Raw genomic sequence first — 21,414 nt, forward strand, 5'->3', positions numbered from 1 at the left:
ACGTTTGAGGATCAGGCATGGACAGGTTTCAGTCTCTTGGCGAGGTGCTGAGCATGCTCCGCAGAAGGGCTCTTCTGTGGGTGTCTGTGATTGCGTTTGGCGTACTGATCTCTCTGGTCTACGTGCTGTCTTTGCCGCGTGAATATGAAACATCCGCCACCATTCAGATCGAACAGCCCACCATTCAGACCGGCGAGTCCTCGCGCGGATCCCTGAATGCGGAGATGTTGCAGAAATTGCAAATCGTGGAGCAGCGGGTGATGGCGCGCGATAACCTTCTCGCAATCATCGAGAAATTTGGCCTCTATCGCAACGCTGGTCTGAGTGATCTGCAAAAGGTCGACCTGCTGCGTCGTGCAGCCCGTGTTCAGCACATCACCAACCCCCAACTGCGGTGGCGTCAGGACATCAGCCCCTCGGCCCTGTTGGTGACCGTGCGCATGACCGATGCGGCGCTGGCGGCCAATGTCGCCAATGAGTTGGTGAACAATGTGCTGGATCAGGAAGAGGCCAGCCGGTCGGCGCGCGTGCGTGAAACCCTTGACTTTTTTGACAGCGAAGAGCGCCGTATCAGTGCCGCGATCTTTACGCTTGAGGCGGAGATTGCCGAGTTTAAACGTGAAAACGCAGTAATCCTGCCTGGGAGCGTGGAAAGCCTGCGCACCCGCTTGACCGATTTGCAAGAAATCGAACTTGAAGTGCAGCGCCAGATTTTGTCGTTGCAAGACGGTGGGCAAGCCGAAGCCAGCACCATTCGCGGGCAACGCGTGGCGCGCCTGGCCGAAGAGCGCGCGCTCTATCAACTTGAGATCAGCGGGCTTGAGGCGCAATTGGCCGCGACCCCTGCGATCGAACAGGCCTTTAGCAAGCTGCAACGTCAGCTGGGCAAACTGGAAGATCAGTATGAGGCCGTCACCATCGGCAAGGCGCAGGCCGAGATGAACCAGATGCTTGAGGCCAATCGCAAATCCGACAGCTTTGCCGTGCTTGAAGTGGCGCTGCCACCGGATTGGCCGATTGCACCGTCGCGCAAGAAGATCCTCGCGACAGGCGGCATGCTCAGCGCGGCTATGGCACTCACTCTGGTGTTTCTGGCCGAAATGCGCAGTCCGGTGATCTGGACCCGCGGGCAACTTGAGCGGCAGTTGCGCCTGCGTGCCGTCGCCGCGATCCCGGTGATCGAAACCAGGCGCTCGCGCCGCAATCGCCGCATTCTGAGCTTGGCGAAGATTGGCACAGTGCTGGCAGCGGCAACTGCGCTGGCGGGAATCGCTTTGAAATTCGGACGATAAGTCGCCCAATTCCCGCCACATTTCAGCCTATTCCCCGAATCAATGACCGATTGGCGTGGTTCTCAGAGCCATTTCGCGAACTTCAAAAACCTGTTTTGCGAAACAATCCTACAAGCGCTGATAGAACCGTTTCCAACTACGGATCATATAGCGCGATAATTAACCGCTTTTTAACACGGCCACTTTTTTCATTATTGGTTAACATTAAACTAAATCAATGACTTAGGGAATATTGATGCAAAGTTACGGTGGATTTCGGGAAAATTGTGTCTAATATATGTTCTTGGGTGGGCGCTTCTGAGAATGGAGCACCGAGGGAAAACGAAAGACTGCTGAGCGATGAGCCCTGCTGCCAGGGCGCTATTCATAACGGTCCAATACGAGCCACACGTGTCAATTTTGGCGCGACGGCGAAGCTTTGACCAAAACTTGGCCTTTCAATCATATCCCTAAGTGCCCCAAGCGACGTGTTAGTGGGGATGACGCTGATGGCGATCTATTCGCGAAGAGACTTTGCGCAAGGCTTTGAGATTTCAACGCCGCAGCGCGGCCTGTACCGCGGCTTTGTAAAGCGTGTTCTGGACATTTTGTTTGTCCTGACGATCGCGCTGCCGGTGGGCTTTGTGGTACTTATGCTGGCGCTGCTGATCGCCCGCGACGGAGCTTCGCCGTTTTACCGCCAAAAACGCGTCGGCAAAAATGGCCGCATCTTTTATATGCTCAAGCTGCGCTCAATGGTGCCCAACGCGGATCAAAAACTCGAAGAGTATCTGCGTCAAAACCCTGAAGCCCGCCGCGAGTGGGACGAAAAGCAAAAACTGTCCAACGATCCACGCATCACGCCGATTGGCCGCCTTATCCGCAAGTCGTCGCTGGATGAGCTGCCGCAATTTTTGAACGTGCTGAGCGGTGACATGTCTGTGGTTGGCCCGCGTCCGATGATGCCGGAGCAAGTGCCCCTGTATCCCGGTGCCGCCTATTTCACGATGCGTCCAGGGATCACCGGATTTTGGCAGATATCCGAGCGCAACGAATGCAGCTTTGCGGAACGTGCCATTCACGACGGAAATTATGATCGTGCGCTGTCGTTGCGCACGGATGTGGCCGTGGTGCTGCGCACTGTGTCGGTTGTGGCACTGGGCACCGGTGTCTGACACAGCTGACCGCTGACAATCGAGAGGCGCGCGCTATAGTGGCGACGCGCCTTTTTCATTCCCACCAAACAGGATGTGCCCCGCCCTATGCCAAACGCACTTGCCACAGTGATGCTTGTGATCTGGCCGGTCGTGATCTGGCGGCTGTTTGTGGTGCTGCCACCGGGCCGCGCGCTGATCTGGTCGTTGCTGGGCGCCTATTTGTTGTTGCCGCCTCCACCTGCGGCCATCGACTTTCCATTGATGCCGGCCTTGGACAAGACGTCCTTGCCCAACCTCGCCATCCTGATCGTGGCCTTTCTGGTGTTGCGTGGCGAAAACCGCCCGCGCCTGTTGCCTGACAGCCTGATTGCGCGGTGGCTGCTCCTGATCTTTGTGCTCAGCCCGATCGCCACAGTGTTCACCAACCCCGAGCCGTTGATCTTTACCGAGAACATCATTCGCGGGCTTTATCTTCAGGATGCCATCGCGCAGCCGATCAACCGGTTCATTCTGGTGATTGGATTTCTGATGGCGCGGCAGTATTTGACCACACGTGAGGATCAGCGAGACCTGCTGATCGCGTTGGTGATGGCCGGTCTGGCTTACTCCCTGCCGATCCTGATCGAAGTCCGTCTGAGCCCGCAGATCAACAACTGGGTTTATGGCTACTTCCAACACCTGTTCTCGCAGACCGTCCGTCAGGGCGGGTATCGTCCGATGGTGTTCCTCTATCATGGCATCTGGCTGGCCTATTTTGTGCTGACCTGCCTATTGGCGGCGCTGGCTGTCTGGCGTGCGGATCGCAGCGCGACACGCGCCAAATACATGATTGCGGCATTTTACCTCTTTGGCGTGCTGGTCCTGTGCAAAACCCTTGCGACGCTGGTCTATGCCGGTGCGGCTGGGGCGTTGATCCTTTTGCTCAGCACGCGGATGCAGGTGCGGGTTGCCGCCCTTCTGGCGTTGATCACGATCAGCTATCCGGTGCTCAAGTCGATCGACCTTGTGCCCGCCGAGGTCATCCTATCGCAGGCCGAAGCCATCAGCGACGAGCGCGCACACTCGTTGGCGTTCCGGTTTGAGAACGAGGATATTCTGGTGGACCGCGCTTTTTTGAAACCGTGGTTTGGCTGGGGCATCTGGGGACGCAACCACGTCCATGACCCCGATACCGGCTTTATCACCTCTGTGTCAGACGGCTATTGGGTGATTGTGCTCGGAGTCTGGGGGTGGGTCGGCTACATCGCGCAATTTGGGCTAATGTCCCTGCCGATTTTCCTTGTCTGGCGCGAATTGCGCTTGGTGTCCCGGTTTGAAGAGCAACAGTTTCGGCGCGACGCGTCCTTTGCGCTGATGGAAGGGGCACAGGGGGCACGAGACAAAGACCGCGGCTTGTCACCGTACCTCGGGCCGCTGGCGTTGATGCTGGGGTTCAATCTGATTGACCTGTTGCCCAATGCGACGCTGACACCGACGACTTGGTTGATTGCGGGGACGTTGTTTGGTCATGCCGAACGGTTGGCGCGGCGCAGAAAAGATGGCGTTCAGGAAGACGTCGAAACGCCCCCGCCGTCAGAAACTGTGTTGAAGCGGCGAACGGTTCTTTAGATACGCGGCGCTATTCAGTCAAACGCGACCCAATCACTTTTGCAGGCACGCCGGCCACCACCGCACCGGAGGGCACATCTTTGGTCACCACCGCGTTGGCTCCGATTTCGGCGTGGTCACCCACAGTTAACGGTCCGATTATTTTGGCGCCTGCGCCCACATCAACATGACCGCCAAGCGTCACCGCGCCTGCCAATGTCACCTGATGCATCAACTGGCAATTTGGTCCGATCACCGCGTCAGGATGCACTATTATGCCACTCGGATGCGGCAGTCTCAGCCCGCCTGCGATCTGCATGTTCAGGTGCACTTCGCATTGTGTCAGCAGCGACCAGACCTTGTGCACCACAACCCAATACTTTGCCGCGATCCCCCCAAACAGCCCACCGCGCGCCTTGGCGGCCTGATAGCGCCGGATGCTGCGCACGAGCTTTGGGCCCGCATCCCAGAAGCCACGCACGGCCTCGCGGCCCATATCTGCGACCTCTGCTGAAACTGTTTGATCTTGTGACACGCTGCCCTGCCTTCAAATTGCCCCTAAATCGTTGTCGCAAAACCTCTCTTGTCGTGCAACGTCCGTGTTGTAGCACGCGCGGCTCTTGCGGGTTTTGTCCGAGGGGTATTTTCTGCGCACCATGAAGGACGCCATGAGCCAACCCCACGCCCATCGGGCGGAAATTGACGGTCTGCGCGCCATCGCCGTACTGGCGGTGGTGTTTTATCACTTTGGCCTGCCCGGAGTTTCCGGCGGGTTTGTTGGCGTGGACGTGTTCTTTGTGATCTCCGGCTTTCTGATCGGCGGCATCCTTTGGCGCGAGAAGATTGCGACCGGAAAGCTTGGATTGGGCAAATTCTATCTGCGACGCATAAAACGCCTTGCGCCGGCTTATGTGGTTATGGCCATCGCTGTGTTGGTCGTGGGCTGGCTGGTGCTGTTGCCCAATGACTATCGCGAGACCGCCAAAGGGGTGATCGCCGCGACTGTGTATTTGTCCAATGTGCTGTTCTTCCGCCAATCCGGATATTTTGACGGCGCGGCTGAGGAAAAGGTCCTGCTGCACACGTGGTCTCTGTCGGTGGAGGAGCAGTTTTACCTGTTTTTGCCGCTGGTCTTTCTGTTCCTGGGCCGGTCGCGGCCTGCGATGCTTTGGGGATTTACGGCGCTTTTTCTGCTTTCGCTGATTTCATCTCTGCCGATGACTGAACGCAGTCAGCCTGCTGCATTCTACCTTTTCCCCTTCCGCGCGTGGGAGCTTTTGGCGGGCGTGCTGCTCGCGGTTTGGGCCACCGAGAAATGCTTTGAGTATCGCGTCAATGCAGGGGTTAGCTACGCTGGTCTCGCGATCACGCTTGGCGCGGTTTTTCTGATCCAACCCGGTGCACACTTCCCCGGATGGCAGGCGATTTTTCCTGTATTGGGCACTGTGATGCTGATCGCGAACGGGCAACACGACAACCTTGTGAACCGTGTGTTGTCGATGCGCGTGCCAGTGGCGATAGGGCTGATTTCTTATTCGCTTTACCTTTGGCATTGGCCGGTGCTGACGCTCACCACCTATGTAAGGGGCGCGTATGCAGGCCCCGGTGAAGTGGCGCTTTGGATCGCGATCAGCGGGGTTCTTGCGACAGCCAGCTGGGCGGTGATCGAACAGCCGGTGCGCAAGGCCAAGTCCCTTGGTGGGCCGGCGGTTTTGGGCGGCGCGGTTGTGGCGTCTGTGCTGTTGTTGGGTGTCGCCGGATATGTTTTCCGCGCCGAAGGCGTCGCGGGGCGGTTTGGGCCGCAAGCAAACATCCATATCGCAGCCACCGGCGATTTCTTGCAGGATTTCTCTCGCTGCCGCACGGCGAACGAAGGTCCGTTTGAAGGGTTGGACGTATGTCCCATTGGCCCTGAAGATACGCCACCAAGGATGTTGATCTGGGGCGACAGCCATGTGCGTGCAATGTACGAAGGACTGGCGCAAATCGCAGACGAGTCTGACCGCGCTGCATTGGTGATTTGGCGCGCCGGCTGTGCGCCTGCCTTTGATCTGCAAAAACAAGAGAGCGCGGCAACAGCGGCGCAAGACGCCGCCTGCACTGCCGCCAATGCACAAATTCGCGAAGCCTTTGCCGAGATGCCTGAAATCAGCGACGTCGTGCTGATCGGGCGCTGGTCTTATTACGCGACCGGCAAAGGTACGGGCATTGATGCGCACAACACCATCACGCTTGCAAGCGACCGCTTTGATGCGCCTGCGCAAGCCGATCTGTTCGCGGGAGCCTTGCGTGCCACCGTGCAGGAAATCTCCTACACCGACCGGTTTGTGCATATTCTGGAACAACCTCCTGAGATCGCGTTTTATAGCGCGCCAAAGGTGGCCCGTGCGCTTGCTCACGGACAGATCACGCCGGATGAGGGCACACGGCGTTCCGCCATTGGGCGGGCCGATGCCGAACGCCGCGCAAAACCGGCGCAGACCGCGATTGCCGAAAGTGGCGCGAACCTGCTTTTGACGTGGGGGGCGTTCTGTGATGCCTTTTTGTGTGAAGCGATCCATTTGGGCGTTGGCCAGTATTTCGACAACAACCACCTGACAAACGCAGCCGCGCGCCGCATTCGTGGTGTATTTCACCCCCTCTTCAACGCGGAGCATCGGTGATGGTTTCAACGTCCAAGACATGGGATGTGATCGTCATCGGAACCGGCATGGGCGGTGGCACCATCGGGCGACGGCTCGCGGAGGCTGGTCTGTCAGTGCTTTTTGTTGAACGCGGTCCTGCCGGTTTGCGGCCGGAGGAAACCGAGCTTAACGCGCAAATCTGGGATCAGGAGGCACGGTTGGTGCGGGGCTTTTGGCCCGAGCCGATGACCGTCGAGCTGGACGGCGTCTCAACCACGTTCAATGCCCCACTCGGGGCCGGAGTTGGCGGAAGTTCGGTGTTTTACGCGGCGACGCTCGAGCGGCCCGAACCCCATGACCTGAACCACAGCGCAGAGATACCCCACCCCACCGGTGGCTGGCCCGTCACCTACGCCGAAATGCGGCCCTATTTCTCGGACGTCGAGCGGTTGTTCAGCGTTACGGGTACCCCTGATCCGTTGGGCGATGGCGACAGCCTGCCAGCCGGCCCCGAGATGCCCAGCGCCGACAAAGCGTTGCTTGAGGCGATGCAAACGGCGGGCTTGCACCCCTATCAGGGCCACATGGCGCTGCGAAATCTGGACAGATGCGCCACCTGTCTGGGCCGCAAATGCCCGCGATCCTGCAAGATGGACGGGCGTTCGGCGGGCGTGGAACCTGCGTTAGAAACCGGACGGGCCGAATTGCTTGATTTGACCGAGGTCACCCGATTGAGCGCGGATCAGAACGGCATCACCAAAATCACGGCGACCCGTCAGGGCGAAGAGTTTGACCTATCCGCGCGGGCCTATGTGCTGGCGGCGGGGGCGTTGACATCGCCGCGCCTGTTGATGGCATCTGATCTGGGCAATGGGTCCGGTTTGGTGGGGCACAACCTGATGTTTCATCTCAACGAAATCTTCGCGCTGTGGCCCGGACGTGCGTTCAAAGGCAGTCCCGCCACCAAGGCGCTGGCGTTTCGCGACACCTATCACGACGGCGAAACCCGTCTTGGGATGGTGCAGGCGATGGGGATCAAAGCCCGCTACGGCGAGATTGTGCATTACCTGAACATGGCTTTTGACCGCTCTGCCTTGCGCAAGCTGCGCCCTTTGCGCCAATTAACCCGCATTCCTGCGGCGATTGCGGTGCGCCTGTTTGGCGAGGCCAAGCTGTTTGTCGGCATCCTTGAGGATTTGCCATACGCAGAGAACCGCGTTGTGTTTGACGCCGATGATCCGCGGCGTTTGCATGTCAGCTATTCAATTGCGCCGGAATTGCGTGCGCGTCGCAAGACTTTCCGGCGGTTGATCCGCAGGCGCCTGAAAGGACTGCGCAGCGTATTCCTTGGTACAGGACCGGAGCTGAATTGGGGCCACCCCTGCGGCACGTTGCGGTTTGGGGATGATCCCACAACCAGCGTGCTGAACCGCGATTGCCGCGCGCATGAGATCGACAATCTTTGGGTGGCGGATGCGAGCTTTATGCCAACCTCGATGGGCGTGAACCCGAGCCTGATGATTGCCGCCAACGCGCTGCGGGTTGGAGATGCGATCATTGCCACGTTGAGCAAGGAGAAAACCGATGAACAAGCTAGCTGACGGTGTGGCCGTGGTGACCGGCGCGGGATCGGGTCTTGGGCGGGCTTTGTCTGTTGAGCTTTGCAAGCGCGGACACCGGGTGGTCGGGTTTGGCCGGCGCGCCGATGCCTTGGCCGAAACCGCCACACTGGCGGGAGATCTGTTCACAGCGATCCCAGCTGACGTGTCCGATTCAGATGCGGTGCGCGACGCTTTTGCCAAAGCCCGTGCGATTGCACCGGTCTCGATTCTGATCAACAACGCAGGTGTTTATCCGCACCGTGATATCTTTGATGAAACCGCTGAAAGCTTCATGGACACGGTGAACATCAACCTTGGCGGCATGGTCGCCTGCACCCGCGCGGCGCTTGAGGATATGGGCAAAACCGGCGTCGGTCGGATTGTGAATGTTTCAAGCTTTGCCGACATCGCGCCGCTGCCTTGTGGCGCGGCCTATTCCGTGTCCAAAGGCGCGTGTTCGGTGTTTTCCCGTGCTTTAGTGGCCGATCTTGGGGATCGCCTGCCGGGAATTGTAATCAGCACGTGGATGCCCGGCATGCTCAGAACTGACATGGGTCTGCCTGACGGGTTGGAGCCCGCAGTCGCCGCTCACTGGGGCGCGTCACTGGCATTGGATGCCGACCGCAGCTTGAATGGCTCTGTGTGGGAGATGGACCGCGAGATCTTGCCGACGCGTGGCATCAAGGGGCGGATCAAAGATGCGTTGATGTTGCGACGCAGGACTGCGCGACAGTTGTAAGCGCATGGCCTAGCGTTGCGCCCACGCGTCCCGCATCAGCGCGGGCAAAATGCCGACACAGCGCGCATAGCGCCGGACCAGCCGCGCCGGATTGCCGAGCAACCGCCATAGCCATTCCATCGCAATCGCCTGCACCCACTTAGGTGCGCGCGTTTGGGTTCCCGCGAGAAAATCCAGCCCCGCGCCGATGCTGGCAAAGCCGACATCGGGGGCCAGAGTGCGGCCGCACGCGGCCAGCATCTCTTGTTTGGGGGCGCCCAGCGCCAGAAACGCCAGCCCCGCACCGCTGGCATTGACGCGCGCCAACACTTCTGCGGCCGCATCACTTTCGGGATCAAATCCCATCGGGGGCGCGATCTGACAGACAACCTTCAGGCCTTTGACCTGCGCCTCAAGCGCCCGCGCCGCGCCGCTCAAGGCCTCAGCCGTGCTGCCGATCAAAGCCACGGAGACATCCGCTTTGGCGGCGAGCTGTGCCAGCGGCACCACGAGTTCGGAACCCGGCATCAAGTCGACCGGTCGCCTCGAAAGCCGCGACAACCAGACGATCGGATTGCCGTCCGCCACCACAAAATCCTGGGCCAAATAGGCCTGCGCAAACTTTGCGTCCCGCCGCAATTGCACCAGATGATCCAGATTGATCGTCGCGAGCGCAAATCCGTTTCCGTTGGCAAACCGGGCCGCTATTGCGTCCTGCAACGCGGCCGCATCCGGTTGATTCACCGTCACGTCGCCTTCAATCGAGTGAAATTTCACGCCTTAGCCCCTAAATTTTGCGCCACGCTATCATCCTGAGCGTCCAAAGCCAGCCGGAGATCAGCAAAAGCTTGCCAAATAGGCCGCAATTGGCGCTTGTTGGTATGTATATGGCCGCGCGCGCTGGTCACCTTTCTCAGATGCTTTATATTTGGCTCAAGTCATTGAACAAAGGACACAACTCATGAACGCTCCTGTCGCGCGCAGCGTGTCTATTGTCGGCTGCGGATTTGTCGCCGATCTGTACATGCGCTCGCTGGCCAAACATCCCGATATTGCCGTCACGCAGGTCTTTGACCGTGACCCGGAACGACTGGCGGCGTTTTGCAAGCATTGGAAAGTGCGCGGCGTTGACAGCATGGCGCGGTTTTTAGGCAACCTGCCAGCAGGTGCGCTTGTGCTGAACCTCACCAATCCGGCACAACATTACGCGGTCTCCAAGACCTGCCTTGAAAGCGGCCACCACGTATATTCCGAGAAACCGCTGGCCACCGAAATGGATCAAGCGATTGAATTGCACGAATTGGCTGCCGCCAACGGACTGCTTTTGTCTTCGGCGCCTTGTTCAGTTTTGGGCGAAGCGGCGCAAACTTTGGCCAAAGCCGTGCGCGATGAGGTCGCGGGACCGGTGCGGCTGGTCTATGCGGAATTGGACGACGGGTTTATTGCACAAGCGCCCTACAAGGATTGGACCAGCGACAGCGGCGCGCCGTGGCCTGCCGACGACGAATTCGCCGTCGGTTGCACGCTGGAACACGCGGGGTATTACCTGACATGGATGATTGCGATGTTCGGATCCGTGCGCCGTGTCGTGGCCGCCTCGACCGAGGCCATATCCGACAAACCTGTCACCGGAACGCCGGATTTCGCCACGGCGACTCTGTTTTTTGAAAGCGGCGTGACCGCGCGGCTGACCTGTTCGATTGTGGCCAGCCACGACCACCGCATCCGCCTGTTTGGCGACAAAGGCGTATTGCAAGTCAAGCAAAGCTGGGACAACAGCGCGCCCGTCAAATTCCATCGCCGCACAACGATGCGTCGCCGTCTGATCGAACATCCCTTTGGTAAACGCATCCGCATTGGCGGTGACACCCACCCCAAAGTGGACCGCTGGGGGGCTGCGGCCATGAATTTTGCGCTGGGTCCGGCCGAGATGCTGGACGCGCTTGCCCAAGATCGCCCCTGCCGGTTGAGCGCAGATTTTGGCCTGCATCTGACCGAGGTCACGCTGGCGATGCAAAACGCCGGAGAAGACGGATGCGCGCAAGACATGACCACCCGTTGTGACCCCATCGCGCCGATGGAATGGGCGACATGATCTCGCCCATCGCCGTGACTGGTGCATCTGGTTTTATCGGCCGTCGCACGGTTGAGGCCGCGCGAATTGCCGGTCTTGAGGTCCGCGTATTTGTGCGCCGCGCCGAAACCATGCCCGCCCACTGGCGACAGGATGCGGGCATCGACATCACCATTCTGGATCTCGTCAGCACAAAAAATCTGACCGGCTACCTTGAGGGCGTGCAAGCGGTGATCCATTGCGCCGCCGCCATGACGGGTGATCATGAAAACGACACGCTGGAGGCGACGCAGACCTTGATCGAGGCGGTCGTCAAAGCCGAGGTGCCGCATGTGGTCTTGGCCGGATCGGTCTCGGTCTATGATGTCGGCACGCTGGCGGATGGCGCGACGTTGACCGAGACGTGCAAGATCAGCGCAAAGGGGCGTGACGCCTATGCGGCGGCAAAATATGAACAAGAAGATATGCTGCGCGCCACCGCAGCGCTTTACGGGTTTGACCTGACGGTACTGCGGCTTGGCGCGGTCTGGGGGCCGCGGCGGTTGTTTAACGCCCATATTGGCCCCGCAGTTGGGCCTCTGTTGTTTCGGATCGACGGCGGTGGTGTCGTGCCGATTTGCGATGTCGAGCGCGCCGCCGAGTGCCTGATTGCGGCAAGCCAGTCGGCAAACGGTGTTGAGACCATCAACGTGGTGGATGATGACCTACCCACCCGCAGCCAGTTTCTGCATGCGTTTCGCGCTTGCGGCTGGCCCACTCTAAGCGTGCCTCTGCCTCTTGGGGTAATGCGCCTGATCGCCACCATCACACCCGATGCCCCAACCATGCCCGGCCTGCTGCGCCGTGCTATTTTGGACGCACGACACAAGCCGTTACACTATTCCAACGACCTGATGCACAAACGCCTTGGCCCGGTCACAAATATGCCGTTTGACACAGCTATGCATACCGCAATCAAAAATGAGCAGACTCTGTGACAGCCACGTCCAAACCTATTGCCTATTTGACCGGCGAGTACCCCCGCGCGACGGATACCTTTATCCAGCGTGAGGTCGCGGCCCTGCGCGATCAAGGCATCGACGTGCAAACATGTTCGATCCGCCGCACCGGCACCGAACATCTGGTGGGTGAAGAACAGCGCAGCGAGGCGGCCAATACCTTTTATGTGCTGGCGGCTGCAAAATCGCCAATCACGCTCCTTTCCGCACAATTTGCTGCGCTGACCCGCCGCCCCGGTGGTTATTTCCGCGCGCTGTTTCTGGCGTTGAAAACCGCCCCTCCGGGTCTGCGCGGTTTGCTCTTTCAGCTGTTTTATTTTGCGGAGGCCGCCGTTCTGGCGCAGCATCTGCGCAAAAAGGACGTGCGCCATCTGCACAACCACATCGCCAAGTCGTCTTGCACCGTGGCGATGCTGATGTCGGAAATGTCGGGCATTCCCTACAGCTTTACGCTGCATGGGCCGGATATCTTTTTCGCTCCTGATCACTGGCGGCTCGACGAAAAAATTGCGCGGTCAAAATTTGTCGCCTGCATCAGCCATTTTTGCCGCAGTCAGGCGATGGCGTTGTCTGATCCGAAACATTGGCACAAGTTGCACATCATTCACTGCGGCGTGGATCCCAGCCTTTATGCCGACACGCCGCCGCCGTCTGGCCATCGGTTGCTGTTTGTCGGGCGGCTTGCGCCGGTCAAAGGTTTGCCGGTCCTGCTGCGCGCGCTGGCGCCATTGATCAATGATTTTGCCGACCTCAAGCTGACCGTGATTGGCGACGGTCCGGGCCGTAAGGCATTGGAACACCAAGCGCAAACCACAGGCATTGCGGATCACGTCGACTTTGTCGGGTACAAGAACCAGACCGAAGTGGCCGAGGCCTTGGCGCAAACCGATCTTTTTGTTTTGCCGAGTTTTGCCGAAGGGGTGCCCGTGGTGCTGATGGAGGCGATGGCCGCGGCCCGTCCGGTGGTCACCACCCAGATTGCGGGCGTACCCGAATTGGTGGATCACGGCGCCTCCGGGCTGTTGGTGCCGCCCGGTGACACACACGCGTTGAGTCGCGCGATTGCCAGCATTCTGGCCGACCCGAAACGCGCCGCAGAGATGGGCGCACACGGCCGCGAACGGGTCGAAGTTGCTTTTACTGCCGCAACCGAAGCCGCGCGGCTGGCGCAGCTGTTTGAGGCGGGCGAAACATGACAACGGCAATCGTTATCGGGCGCAACGAGGGCGCGCGCCTGGTGGCGTGCCTGAAATCTCTCACGGACCAAGACGTTGAAATTGTCTATGTCGACAGCGGCAGTTGGGACAATTCCGTTGGCGAGGCGCGCAAAGCTGGCGCGCTGGTGGTGGAACTTGAACGCGATGCGCCTTTCACTGCCGCCCGCGCCCGCCAGGCCGGATTTGACGCGCTGGCGCAAACCGGAGATCTGCCCGAATTTGTGATGTTTGTGGATGGCGATTGTGTAGTGGTGCCCGGATGGATCGCCGCTGGCGAAGCCGCACTGCGCGAGACCCCTGACCTTGGTCTTGTCACCGGCTGGCGGGCGGAACTCTATCCGCAGCGCTCGGTCTATAATGCCATGTGCGAATTTGAGTGGCGCCGCCCAGCTGGCGTGATCACGGCCTGTGGCGGCGATATGATGGTGCGCACCGAAGCCTTTCAACAGGCCGGCGGATTTGATGCCACAGTGATTGCGGCTGAGGATGATGAATTCTGCGTACGATTGGCCAAAGCGGGCTGGGGCCTGATGCGGTTGCCGCTTGAAATGACCCGCCACGACGCAGCCATGTTGCGGTTTGGCCAATGGTGGCAGCGCGCCAAACGCACAGGTCACGGCTTTGCGCAAGTCGGCTGGATGCATCCGCCTTACTTTCGGCGTGAGCAAGTGCGCGCGGTGGTTTACGGGCTGATCTTGCCTGTGCTTTTGGTGGTCGGGTTTTTCTCCTCTCCGCTGCTGTTTCTGGGGGTCATGGCGCTTTATGGCATGAACTATGTGCGCACCAGTAAGGGCCTGATCGCGGACGGTTTGCCCGGTTGGGAAGCCCGCCGTCACGCGCGCCTGCTGACCCTGTCGAAATTGCCCAACATGATGGGTATGATCCTGTTTCACTGGCGCCGCCTGCAAGGTCGCGCCATGCAAATAATCGAGTATAAATAGCCATGACCGCCTTTGATCCCGACCGTCCAATCCGCGCCGCCCTTTTGGGTGCTGGCTATATCGCTGACTGGCACGCAGGCGCGATCAAGGCCACGCCGGGGGTCGAATTGGTCGCCGTGTGTGACCGCTCCGAGGCCGCCGCCGAGGCGCTGGCGCAAACCTATGGGATCACCGCGTATTCTGATCTGGACGCCATGTTGGCCGCAGGTGTTGCTGATGCGGTTCACATCGTAACCCCACCGCAAACCCACCGCGCATTGGCCGAGACTTGTTTGCGGGGCGGGGCGCATGTGGTGGTGGAAAAACCTGTCGCTTTGTCGGGCAAAGAAACCCGCGAAATCACCGATATCGCGGAGGAAACAGGCCGCGTGTTTGCCGCCGGGCATAACTTTATGGGCACGCCGGGCTATCAGCGGCTGAAGAACCGGCTTGAAGCCGGTGCGATAGGCCGTGTTGCTGCGGCGGAGATCAACTGGCATTTCCCTCTAGCGCCGCTTCGGTCTGGCCCCTTTGGGCTTTGGCTGCTGCGGGAGCCCAAAAACCTTTTGCTGGAACTCGGGCCGCACCTGTTTGCCTTTGCGGTGGATCTGTTTGGTGATCTGGACGTGCATCATGTTGCGCTGTCCAAGCCCGTCGCCATCCCCGGTGACACTGACCGCCCGCAAGGGTTTCGCATCCTCGCCAGCGCCGGCGACGTCAGCGTGACGATCAACCTGTCGTTGGTAGAAACGATGGACGACCGCTCGGTGACGTTGCACGGCTCGACCGCGACCGCGCGGTATGATTACGCGCATGACGTTTTGGTCGTGGAAGCGGAAAACGCCGCCGACATTGTCGCCAACCCGTTCCTGCGCCAGATGGGCCTTGCCGGACAACACCTGCGCGAGGGCGTGGTGAACGGTGCACGCCAGCTAGTCTCGCTAAATCGAAAATCCCCCTATGGGCTTAGCTTTGCCGGGCTTGCCAGCGCGTTTTATGGCGCCATTCGATCCGGTCGGCCGCTTGATCAACGTTTTGACGGGGCCAGTGCCGTCAAGGTCATGACGGCCATAGACGCCGCAAATGCGTTGTTGCCCAAGCCCGAAAAGAAACCCAAGGCCGCGTCGCGCGCCAAGCCTAAACCAACGGTATTGATCATCGGCGGTACAGGCTTCATCGGCCGCGCACTGACCCGCAAATGGGTCGCAAAGGGGCGTGATGTGCGGGTGTTGTCGCGTGGTCAATCCGGCCCGTTTGACGACATAGCGGATCATGTTGAACTCTTTGGTGCGTCGCTCAGCGATCCCGAACAACTCGCCGCTGCATTTGACGGAATCGAGATCGCCTATCACCTTGGAAAATCGATGGACGCCACGTGGGAGGCGGCTCTGAAAAACGATGTCGAGGTCACTGAAACCATCGCCCGCGCCGCCTCTGCCGCAGGTGTGGCGCGGTTTATCTATACCGGCACCATCGCCAGCTACGACATGTCCGACCCCGATGTAAGCATCACCGAAGACACGGGCTTTGGCGACGAAATGGAAACCCGCAACATCTATGCCCGCTCCAAGGCGGAATGCGAGGCGCGGTTGCTGGAATTGCACCGCAAACACGGCTTGCCGCTGGTGATCGCGCGACCCGGCATCGTGGTGGGCAAAGGTGGCCCGTTGCAACATTGGGGCATTGGCCGCTGGCACGGCGCCGGTGCGGTGCGGATCTGGGGCAATGGCAAACATATCCTGCCCTTTGTTCTGAATGACGATGTGGCCGACGCGCTGATCCTGATGGCCGAAGAAGACGCCGCGATTGGCGAAAGTTTCAACCTTGTCGGCGAACCGATGCTGTCCGCGCGTGACTATTTTGACGCCATCGCCGCGCGGCTTGGCGCTCGGATCAAGGTGAAACCTAGTCATCTTGCGGTGCTGTATGGCACGGCCACCATCAAGTTCTGGCTCAAGAAACGTGTCTTTCGGAGGGGCGGCCTGACGAACCCGTCGCTCGCCGATTGGAAAAGCCGGGCTCATTTTTCGCAGTTTGACAACGCCCGCACCAAGCAGCTCCTTGGTTGGCAGCCAGAAGCGCGTCGGGATGAATTTCTTACTCGCGCAATTGACCATGCGGATCTGCTTGGGTTTTGACGAACATCCGACCCAAATTCAGGCGAAGTTTTAGCCGCAATACCCGGCTAACTACTTCATTCTAAGCCGCTTCAGGGGTGGCTAACGCGCGGCAAATATTGCGAAATTTGCCTTTGACGAGGAATCCAAAAGCCACCTGAATTTACGTCGCCCAATCTCCGCAATGGCGCCTTTGTTTTGTCCGCATTGACCTGATAGCCTACGGCTCAGGCAGATGGATAAAACGTCATGAACGACGAGCAGACACAGGATCTCAGCGAACTCTCACCCGCGCCGGAGGACAACCTTCCGGCGGTGCATGACCCCGAGGTGTTCTGGGATAGCCTTGCCGTGGCCGCACCGGATGAGGCACAGCTTTCCGAGGCCAAAATTGTCAGCGCCACGCGTGACCATCCTGCGCACGCCGCTTTTGACATGCTGCGGACCCGCCTTTTGCAGGCGCTGTCTGACAACGGTTGGACCCGTGTTGCGGTGACCGCACCGACGCGGGGCTGTGGCAGCAGCTTTGTGACACTCAATCTGGCCTATGCGGCTGCACGGCTCAAAAACACTCGCACCGTGGTGCTCGATCTCGACCTGCGCAAGCCGAGCCTTGGTGAGATGCTCAATATCGAGGCCATGGACGACATGACCGACTATTTGTCCGGTGAAATCGCGCCTGAAGATTTCTTGATCGCCACGCAACGCAACCTTGCTTTTGGCCTCAACGCCAGCCCCGCCGACAACTCCGCCGAGATGTTTCAGGCGACAATGACAACAGACGTTCTGGACGAATTGGGCGATTTGCTGGAGCCGGACCTCGTGTTGTTTGACATGCCACCAGCGCTTGAGTTTGACGATGTCTTGGCCTTTTTGCCGAATGTTGATGCGGTGTTGGTTGTGGCCGGCGGCGGGGTGAGTTCGGCTGAGGAAATCACCAAGGTCGAACAGATCCTTTCCGAGGTAAAACCGATCCTTGGCGTGATGTTGAACAAAGCCGACGGGCCAGTGTCTTACTAGCGACCGTCACGTCCTGGTGCCGCACCATTGTGTCGCTGGAATAGTTCACAAAATCTTTGAATGTGATGGATGCTACGTGATCCTTCCCCGCGGATTCGGGGCTTCGTTTTTGGCATCGACACCAATTGGTTCACACGGTTGGGCCGTTAACCAAATTATTCACCCCTCAGTCGCAAATTCGCCTGAAGGGTTCGGTTTTTCCGTTTGAAATTCTAAATACAATCCACACGCGGATTGGCATCAAGTCTTTGACTATTTTGATTTATTTTTTGAATACGTCACTTTTCCCCGGATAATTCACCACCCAAAACCACAACGTTAGAAAAACTAACATGTGTGTGAGTATTTCGAAATTTAATCGTGTCGCCTCCGTCACTAAGTCTGTGTGGCGAAGGAACCGACAACACTTCATCCCTCGAAGTTGGCACGCCCTTCACGAAACATCGGGCCGACACGGTCCCCAAGTTGTCACAACGTGTGAATGGAACAGATCACTATGAAACTCCCCTCCTCATCCGCAACAAACCTCGAAAAACCAAACCTGCGTCACTTCCTGAAAACGCAAGATTTCTCCCGCGCCGAACTGCAGGAAATCCTCGACCTGATGAAGATGCTGAAAGACGCCCGCCGCGACAACGCCGTGCCTCAGCTGTTCGCCGGCAAAACTGTTGGCATGATCTTTGAGCAACCTTCGACACGTACCCGTGTATCCTTCGAAGCCGCTGCCACCATCCTTGGCGGCCACGCTCAGTTCCTGTCCCCCAACGACATCCACTTGGGTTCCAAAGAATCGCTGGAAGACACCGGCAAGGTTCTGTCCCGCATGGTTGACGTGATCATGGCGCGTGTTGACGTACACTCAACCGTTGCCGGTCTCGCCAAAGGCGCTTCCGTTCCTGTCATCAACGGTCTGTGCGACTGGCTGCACCCAACGCAGATGATGGCTGACGTCTTCACCATGTTTGAGCACCTGCCCGAAGGCAAAAAACTCGACGATCTGAAGGTGGCCTTCATCGGCGATGCGACCAACGTGTCCAACGAGCTGGCAATGATCTGCACCAAATTCGGCATGGAATATGCCCACGTTGGTCCAGCAAAATACCACATCTCAGACGACATCGTGGAAATGATCAACGACAACTGCAAAGAGAACGGCGGCACATTTGTGATGACCGACGATGTCGACGCAGTCAAAGGCTTCGACATTCTGGTTGCAGACAGCTTCTACTGGTTCGGTCAAGAAGCCGAAAAAGAAGAGCGTCTGGCAACATTCATGCCTAACTACGTTGTTGACCAGCGCCTGATGGACCTCGCAGGCCCACAGTCGATGTTCATGCACTGCCTGCCAGCCAACGACCAGCGTGAAACAACACGCGAAGTCATGGACGGCCCAGACTCGGTCATCATGGACGAAGCTGAAAACCGTCTGACTGCTCAAATGGCTCTGCTGGTGTACTTCACTCACAAAGACTTCGGCAAACCATCCGCCGAGCTGGTCAAACAGCACGACGACAAGATCTCCGGCTTCCTCGCAAGCATCTGATCTGTCTCGGGCCCGCGGCGCACATCCCTCCCTGTGTGCCGCGGGACCCCCCCTTTTACCCACTCCCCTTTCCTCTTAGAAATAGGAACGCAACATGAGAATTGTGGTAGCTCTCGGCGGCAATGCCCTGCTTGAGCGCGGTCAGGCAATGACTGCTGAAAACCAAATGCAAAACATCCGCACAGCCGCAAAATCGCTGGCCAAACTTGCGGAAAACCACGAAGTCGTCATCGCACACGGCAACGGCCCCCAAGTTGGCCTGCTGTCGTTGCAGGCGTCCGCTTACACAGACGTCGAAGCCTACCCACTGGACGTTCTGGGCGCGGAATCCATCGGCCAGATCGGCTATATGCTGGAACAGCAAGTCGGCAACCTGCTGACCGAGAAAAAATTCGCGACTTTGCTGACCCAAATCGAAGTCGATCCGAAAGATCCGGCGTTCCAGAACCCGACCAAGTTCATCGGTCCGGTTTACAACAAAGAGCAAGCTGACAAACTGGCGGCCGAAAAAGGTCACGAGTTCAAAGCAGACGGCGAATACTTCCGTCGCGTTGTCGCCTCCCCACTGCCCAAGCGCATCTTTGAAGTCGAAGTGATCAAAGACCTGATCGCAAACGACACTGTTGTGATCTGTGCCGGTGGCGGTGGTATCCCGACCGCATTTGGTGAAGACGGGTCCCTGCACGGTGTTGAAGCCGTGATCGACAAAGACCGCGCCGCGTCTCTTCTGGCGCAGGAAATCAACGCAGATGCGCTGATGATCCTGACCGACGTGGACTCCGTGTACCTGAACTGGGGCACCGACGAGCAAAAAGCAGTTCGCACTGTCACACCTGCCACTTTTGCAGCCTATGACTTCCCTGACGGCTCGATGGGCCCGAAAGTGGAAGCGGCTTGCGAATTCGCAAACGCAACTGGCGGCATGTCCTGCGTCGGCAACCTGGAAGATGCAGTTGCAATGCTCGAAGGCACAGCCGGCACGACAGTGACCAAAAGCTGCGAAGAAACCGTACTGGTTTAATGACCACAGCGCGCCGCAGCGCGGCGCGCCTCCGGGTGGGGGCCACGGCCCCCGCCACACCCATTGTCAGGAACCATTTCAACCAACCCCTATTGGGTTTCCTGATTTCACTTAACTTCAAATTGGAAAAACCATGTCAGAGAAAAAATCTGTGAACATGTTTGGCATTCTGCTTGTTGCCGTAAGTTCGGTCCTCGTGATCGACACGGTTGCAGCGTCTGCCATGATCGGACCGTCCGCCATCGGTTGGTGGGTCTTGTTCTTCTTCATCTTCTTCTTGCCCTACGGTCTTGTGACTGCCGAACTCGGCACCACCTACAAAGACGAGGGTGCCATCGTCGACTGGGTGCAGCGCGCATTTGGTCGCGGCGCCGCAGCCCGCACATCCTGGCTTTACTGGGTGAACTACAGCCTCTGGGTTCCCGCAGTTTACTATATGTTCGCGATCATCGTCGGCCAGATGATAGGTATTGAATTTGGCCCCTACATGATTGCCATCTTTGCGGTCGCAATGACATGGTTGACCTCCTGGATCGCAACCTTCGACGTGGAACGTCTGACATGGATTGCTGCACTCGGCGCGATCTTCAAATCCGTGATCATGATCATCCTCGGCGTTGGCGGTCTCTATGTGGGCTTCACCAACGGTTTCGCAAACCCGTTCACTCTGGCAGACACCTTGCCTTCCTTCGGTGACGGCGCAACCTACCTGCCGATCATCATCTTCAACGTCATGGGCTTTGAAATCATCGCAGGCGCGGCCTCGACCTTCAAAAACCCCGACCGCGACATCCCCAAAGCCACCATCCTCGGCGGCATCCTGATCACCTTCTTCTACCTGCTCGCGTCCCTCGGCATCCTCGCCGTTATCCCGCTGGCAGACATCTCCGACAGCTCGGGTGTGATCGACGCGTTCATCATGGTGTTCGGCGACTCCGCTGCTGCTCAGGTTCTGGTCTATGTTGTTGGTATCATGGTGCTCTACACGCTGGTGTCCAACGTTGTGACATGGGCGATGGGTGTGAACCAAACTGTTGTTTATGCTGCAGAACATGGCCTGATGCCCAAAGCTCTTGCCAAAGTGTCTGACAAAACCGGCATGCCGACAACAGCATCCTGGGCCAACGGCTGGTTGGGTACCGCAACTATGGTAGCCTACCTTGTGATGGTGGCTGTGACTGGCAACGAAGACCTCTTCTGGAACGTCTTCTCGCTTGGCGCAATCGGGCTTCTGGCATCTTATGTCATGATGTTCCCGGCCTTCCTGAAACTGCGTCTGACCGACAAAGACGCCGTGCGTGGTTACACCGTCCCAGGTGGCACCCCGATGGCAATCTACTGCTCGGTTATTCCGACCATCGTTCTGCTCACTGGCCTCGTGTTCTTCTTCTGGGCACCCGGCGTCGGCATGGACATGGAATACTTCTACACCGTTGGTTCCGGCCTCTTGCTGGCTGTGATTGGTGGCGAAGTCCTGATCTGGAAAGCCAACAAGGAACACGCCGCTTCTGTTCCTGCTGAGTAACGAAAACAAAAGGTTGGCGGC

17 protein-coding genes are annotated in these 21,414 nt (G+C 58.5%); 15 read left to right on the forward strand and 2 right to left on the reverse strand.

Annotation, left to right across the window (positions count from 1 at the left end):
• Positions 1–17 precede the first annotated feature (17 nt).
• The 3 genes from SHIM_RS13275 (at position 18) to SHIM_RS13285 (ending at position 4,036) form a co-directional block, all read left to right on the forward strand.
• Complete coding sequence (locus SHIM_RS13275) at positions 18–1,292, forward strand: Wzz/FepE/Etk N-terminal domain-containing protein (RefSeq protein ID WP_054003149.1); 1,275 nt, start codon at positions 18–20, stop codon at positions 1,290–1,292.
• A 488-nt stretch (positions 1,293–1,780) separates the two neighbouring features.
• Positions 1,781–2,446, forward strand: coding sequence for a sugar transferase (locus SHIM_RS13280; protein WP_054003202.1), 666 nt, complete (start codon positions 1,781–1,783; stop codon positions 2,444–2,446).
• Positions 2,447–2,533: 87 nt separating this feature from the next.
• Positions 2,534–4,036 (forward strand): hypothetical protein, encoded by a 1,503-nt coding sequence (locus tag SHIM_RS13285; RefSeq protein ID WP_054003150.1) that lies wholly within the window; start codon positions 2,534–2,536, stop codon positions 4,034–4,036.
• Between the two features lie 10 nt (positions 4,037–4,046).
• Here SHIM_RS13285 and SHIM_RS13290 read toward each other — a convergent pair whose 3' ends face one another.
• Positions 4,047–4,550: a serine O-acetyltransferase gene (locus SHIM_RS13290; protein WP_241488869.1), complete on the reverse strand. Its 504-nt coding sequence runs from the start codon at positions 4,548–4,550 to the stop codon at positions 4,047–4,049.
• 121 nt (positions 4,551–4,671) lie between these two features.
• On the opposite strand from SHIM_RS13290, the gene SHIM_RS13295 reads away from it, so the two are divergent.
• The 3 genes from SHIM_RS13295 to SHIM_RS13305 are packed head-to-tail and all read left to right on the forward strand — an operon-like array spanning position 4,672 to position 8,979.
• Entirely contained in the window at positions 4,672–6,678 is a 2,007-nt protein-coding gene (locus tag SHIM_RS13295; protein WP_082358393.1) for an acyltransferase family protein, read from the forward strand.
• A complete protein-coding gene (locus tag SHIM_RS13300) occupies positions 6,678–8,240 on the forward strand; it encodes a GMC oxidoreductase (RefSeq protein WP_054003152.1) in 1,563 nt (520 codons plus the stop codon). Before SHIM_RS13295 ends, SHIM_RS13300 begins: the two co-directional genes overlap by 1 nt.
• The gene (locus tag SHIM_RS13305; RefSeq protein ID WP_054003153.1) at positions 8,224–8,979 is read left to right on the forward strand and encodes an SDR family oxidoreductase; all 756 of its coding nucleotides are present in this window, start codon (positions 8,224–8,226) and stop codon (positions 8,977–8,979) included. Before SHIM_RS13300 ends, SHIM_RS13305 begins: the two co-directional genes overlap by 17 nt.
• A gap of 9 nt (positions 8,980–8,988) precedes the next feature.
• Here SHIM_RS13305 and SHIM_RS13310 read toward each other — a convergent pair whose 3' ends face one another.
• On the reverse strand, positions 8,989–9,735 hold the full coding sequence (locus SHIM_RS13310) for a WecB/TagA/CpsF family glycosyltransferase (RefSeq protein ID WP_054003154.1): 747 nt from the start codon (positions 9,733–9,735) through the stop codon (positions 8,989–8,991).
• Positions 9,736–9,919: 184 nt separating this feature from the next.
• Between SHIM_RS13310 and SHIM_RS13315 the strand changes: the two genes are divergently transcribed.
• The 9 genes from SHIM_RS13315 to SHIM_RS13355 all read left to right on the forward strand — a co-directional run bounded on the left by SHIM_RS13315 (position 9,920) and on the right by SHIM_RS13355 (position 21,393).
• The gene (locus tag SHIM_RS13315) at positions 9,920–11,053 is read left to right on the forward strand and encodes a Gfo/Idh/MocA family protein (protein ID WP_054003155.1); all 1,134 of its coding nucleotides are present in this window, start codon (positions 9,920–9,922) and stop codon (positions 11,051–11,053) included.
• Entirely contained in the window at positions 11,050–12,009 is a 960-nt protein-coding gene (locus SHIM_RS13320) for an NAD-dependent epimerase/dehydratase family protein (RefSeq protein ID WP_193749923.1), read from the forward strand. Before SHIM_RS13315 ends, SHIM_RS13320 begins: the two co-directional genes overlap by 4 nt.
• Complete coding sequence (locus SHIM_RS13325; RefSeq protein WP_054003157.1) at positions 12,006–13,226, forward strand: glycosyltransferase family 4 protein; 1,221 nt, start codon at positions 12,006–12,008, stop codon at positions 13,224–13,226. Before SHIM_RS13320 ends, SHIM_RS13325 begins: the two co-directional genes overlap by 4 nt.
• The gene (locus SHIM_RS13330; RefSeq protein WP_054003158.1) at positions 13,223–14,188 is read left to right on the forward strand and encodes a glycosyltransferase; all 966 of its coding nucleotides are present in this window, start codon (positions 13,223–13,225) and stop codon (positions 14,186–14,188) included. The genes SHIM_RS13325 and SHIM_RS13330 overlap by 4 nt, the downstream gene beginning before the upstream one ends.
• A 2-nt stretch (positions 14,189–14,190) precedes the next feature.
• On the forward strand, positions 14,191–16,305 hold the full coding sequence (locus tag SHIM_RS13335; protein WP_054003159.1) for an NAD-dependent epimerase/dehydratase family protein: 2,115 nt from the start codon (positions 14,191–14,193) through the stop codon (positions 16,303–16,305).
• A 228-nt stretch (positions 16,306–16,533) separates the two neighbouring features.
• Positions 16,534–17,304 (forward strand): CpsD/CapB family tyrosine-protein kinase, encoded by a 771-nt coding sequence (locus tag SHIM_RS13340; protein WP_054003160.1) that lies wholly within the window; start codon positions 16,534–16,536, stop codon positions 17,302–17,304.
• Positions 17,305–17,785: 481 nt separating this feature from the next.
• On the forward strand, positions 17,786–18,847 hold the full coding sequence (gene argF / locus SHIM_RS13345; RefSeq protein WP_206541366.1) for an ornithine carbamoyltransferase: 1,062 nt from the start codon (positions 17,786–17,788) through the stop codon (positions 18,845–18,847).
• 94 nt (positions 18,848–18,941) lie between these two features.
• Positions 18,942–19,868, forward strand: coding sequence for a carbamate kinase (gene arcC, locus SHIM_RS13350; RefSeq protein WP_054003161.1), 927 nt, complete (start codon positions 18,942–18,944; stop codon positions 19,866–19,868).
• Between the two features lie 133 nt (positions 19,869–20,001).
• Positions 20,002–21,393: an APC family permease gene (locus SHIM_RS13355; protein WP_054003162.1), complete on the forward strand. Its 1,392-nt coding sequence runs from the start codon at positions 20,002–20,004 to the stop codon at positions 21,391–21,393.
• Positions 21,394–21,414: the final 21 nt, after the last annotated feature.

This window comes from Shimia sp. SK013, assembly GCF_001292625.1.
Classification (GTDB): Bacteria; Pseudomonadota; Alphaproteobacteria; order Rhodobacterales; family Rhodobacteraceae; genus Shimia.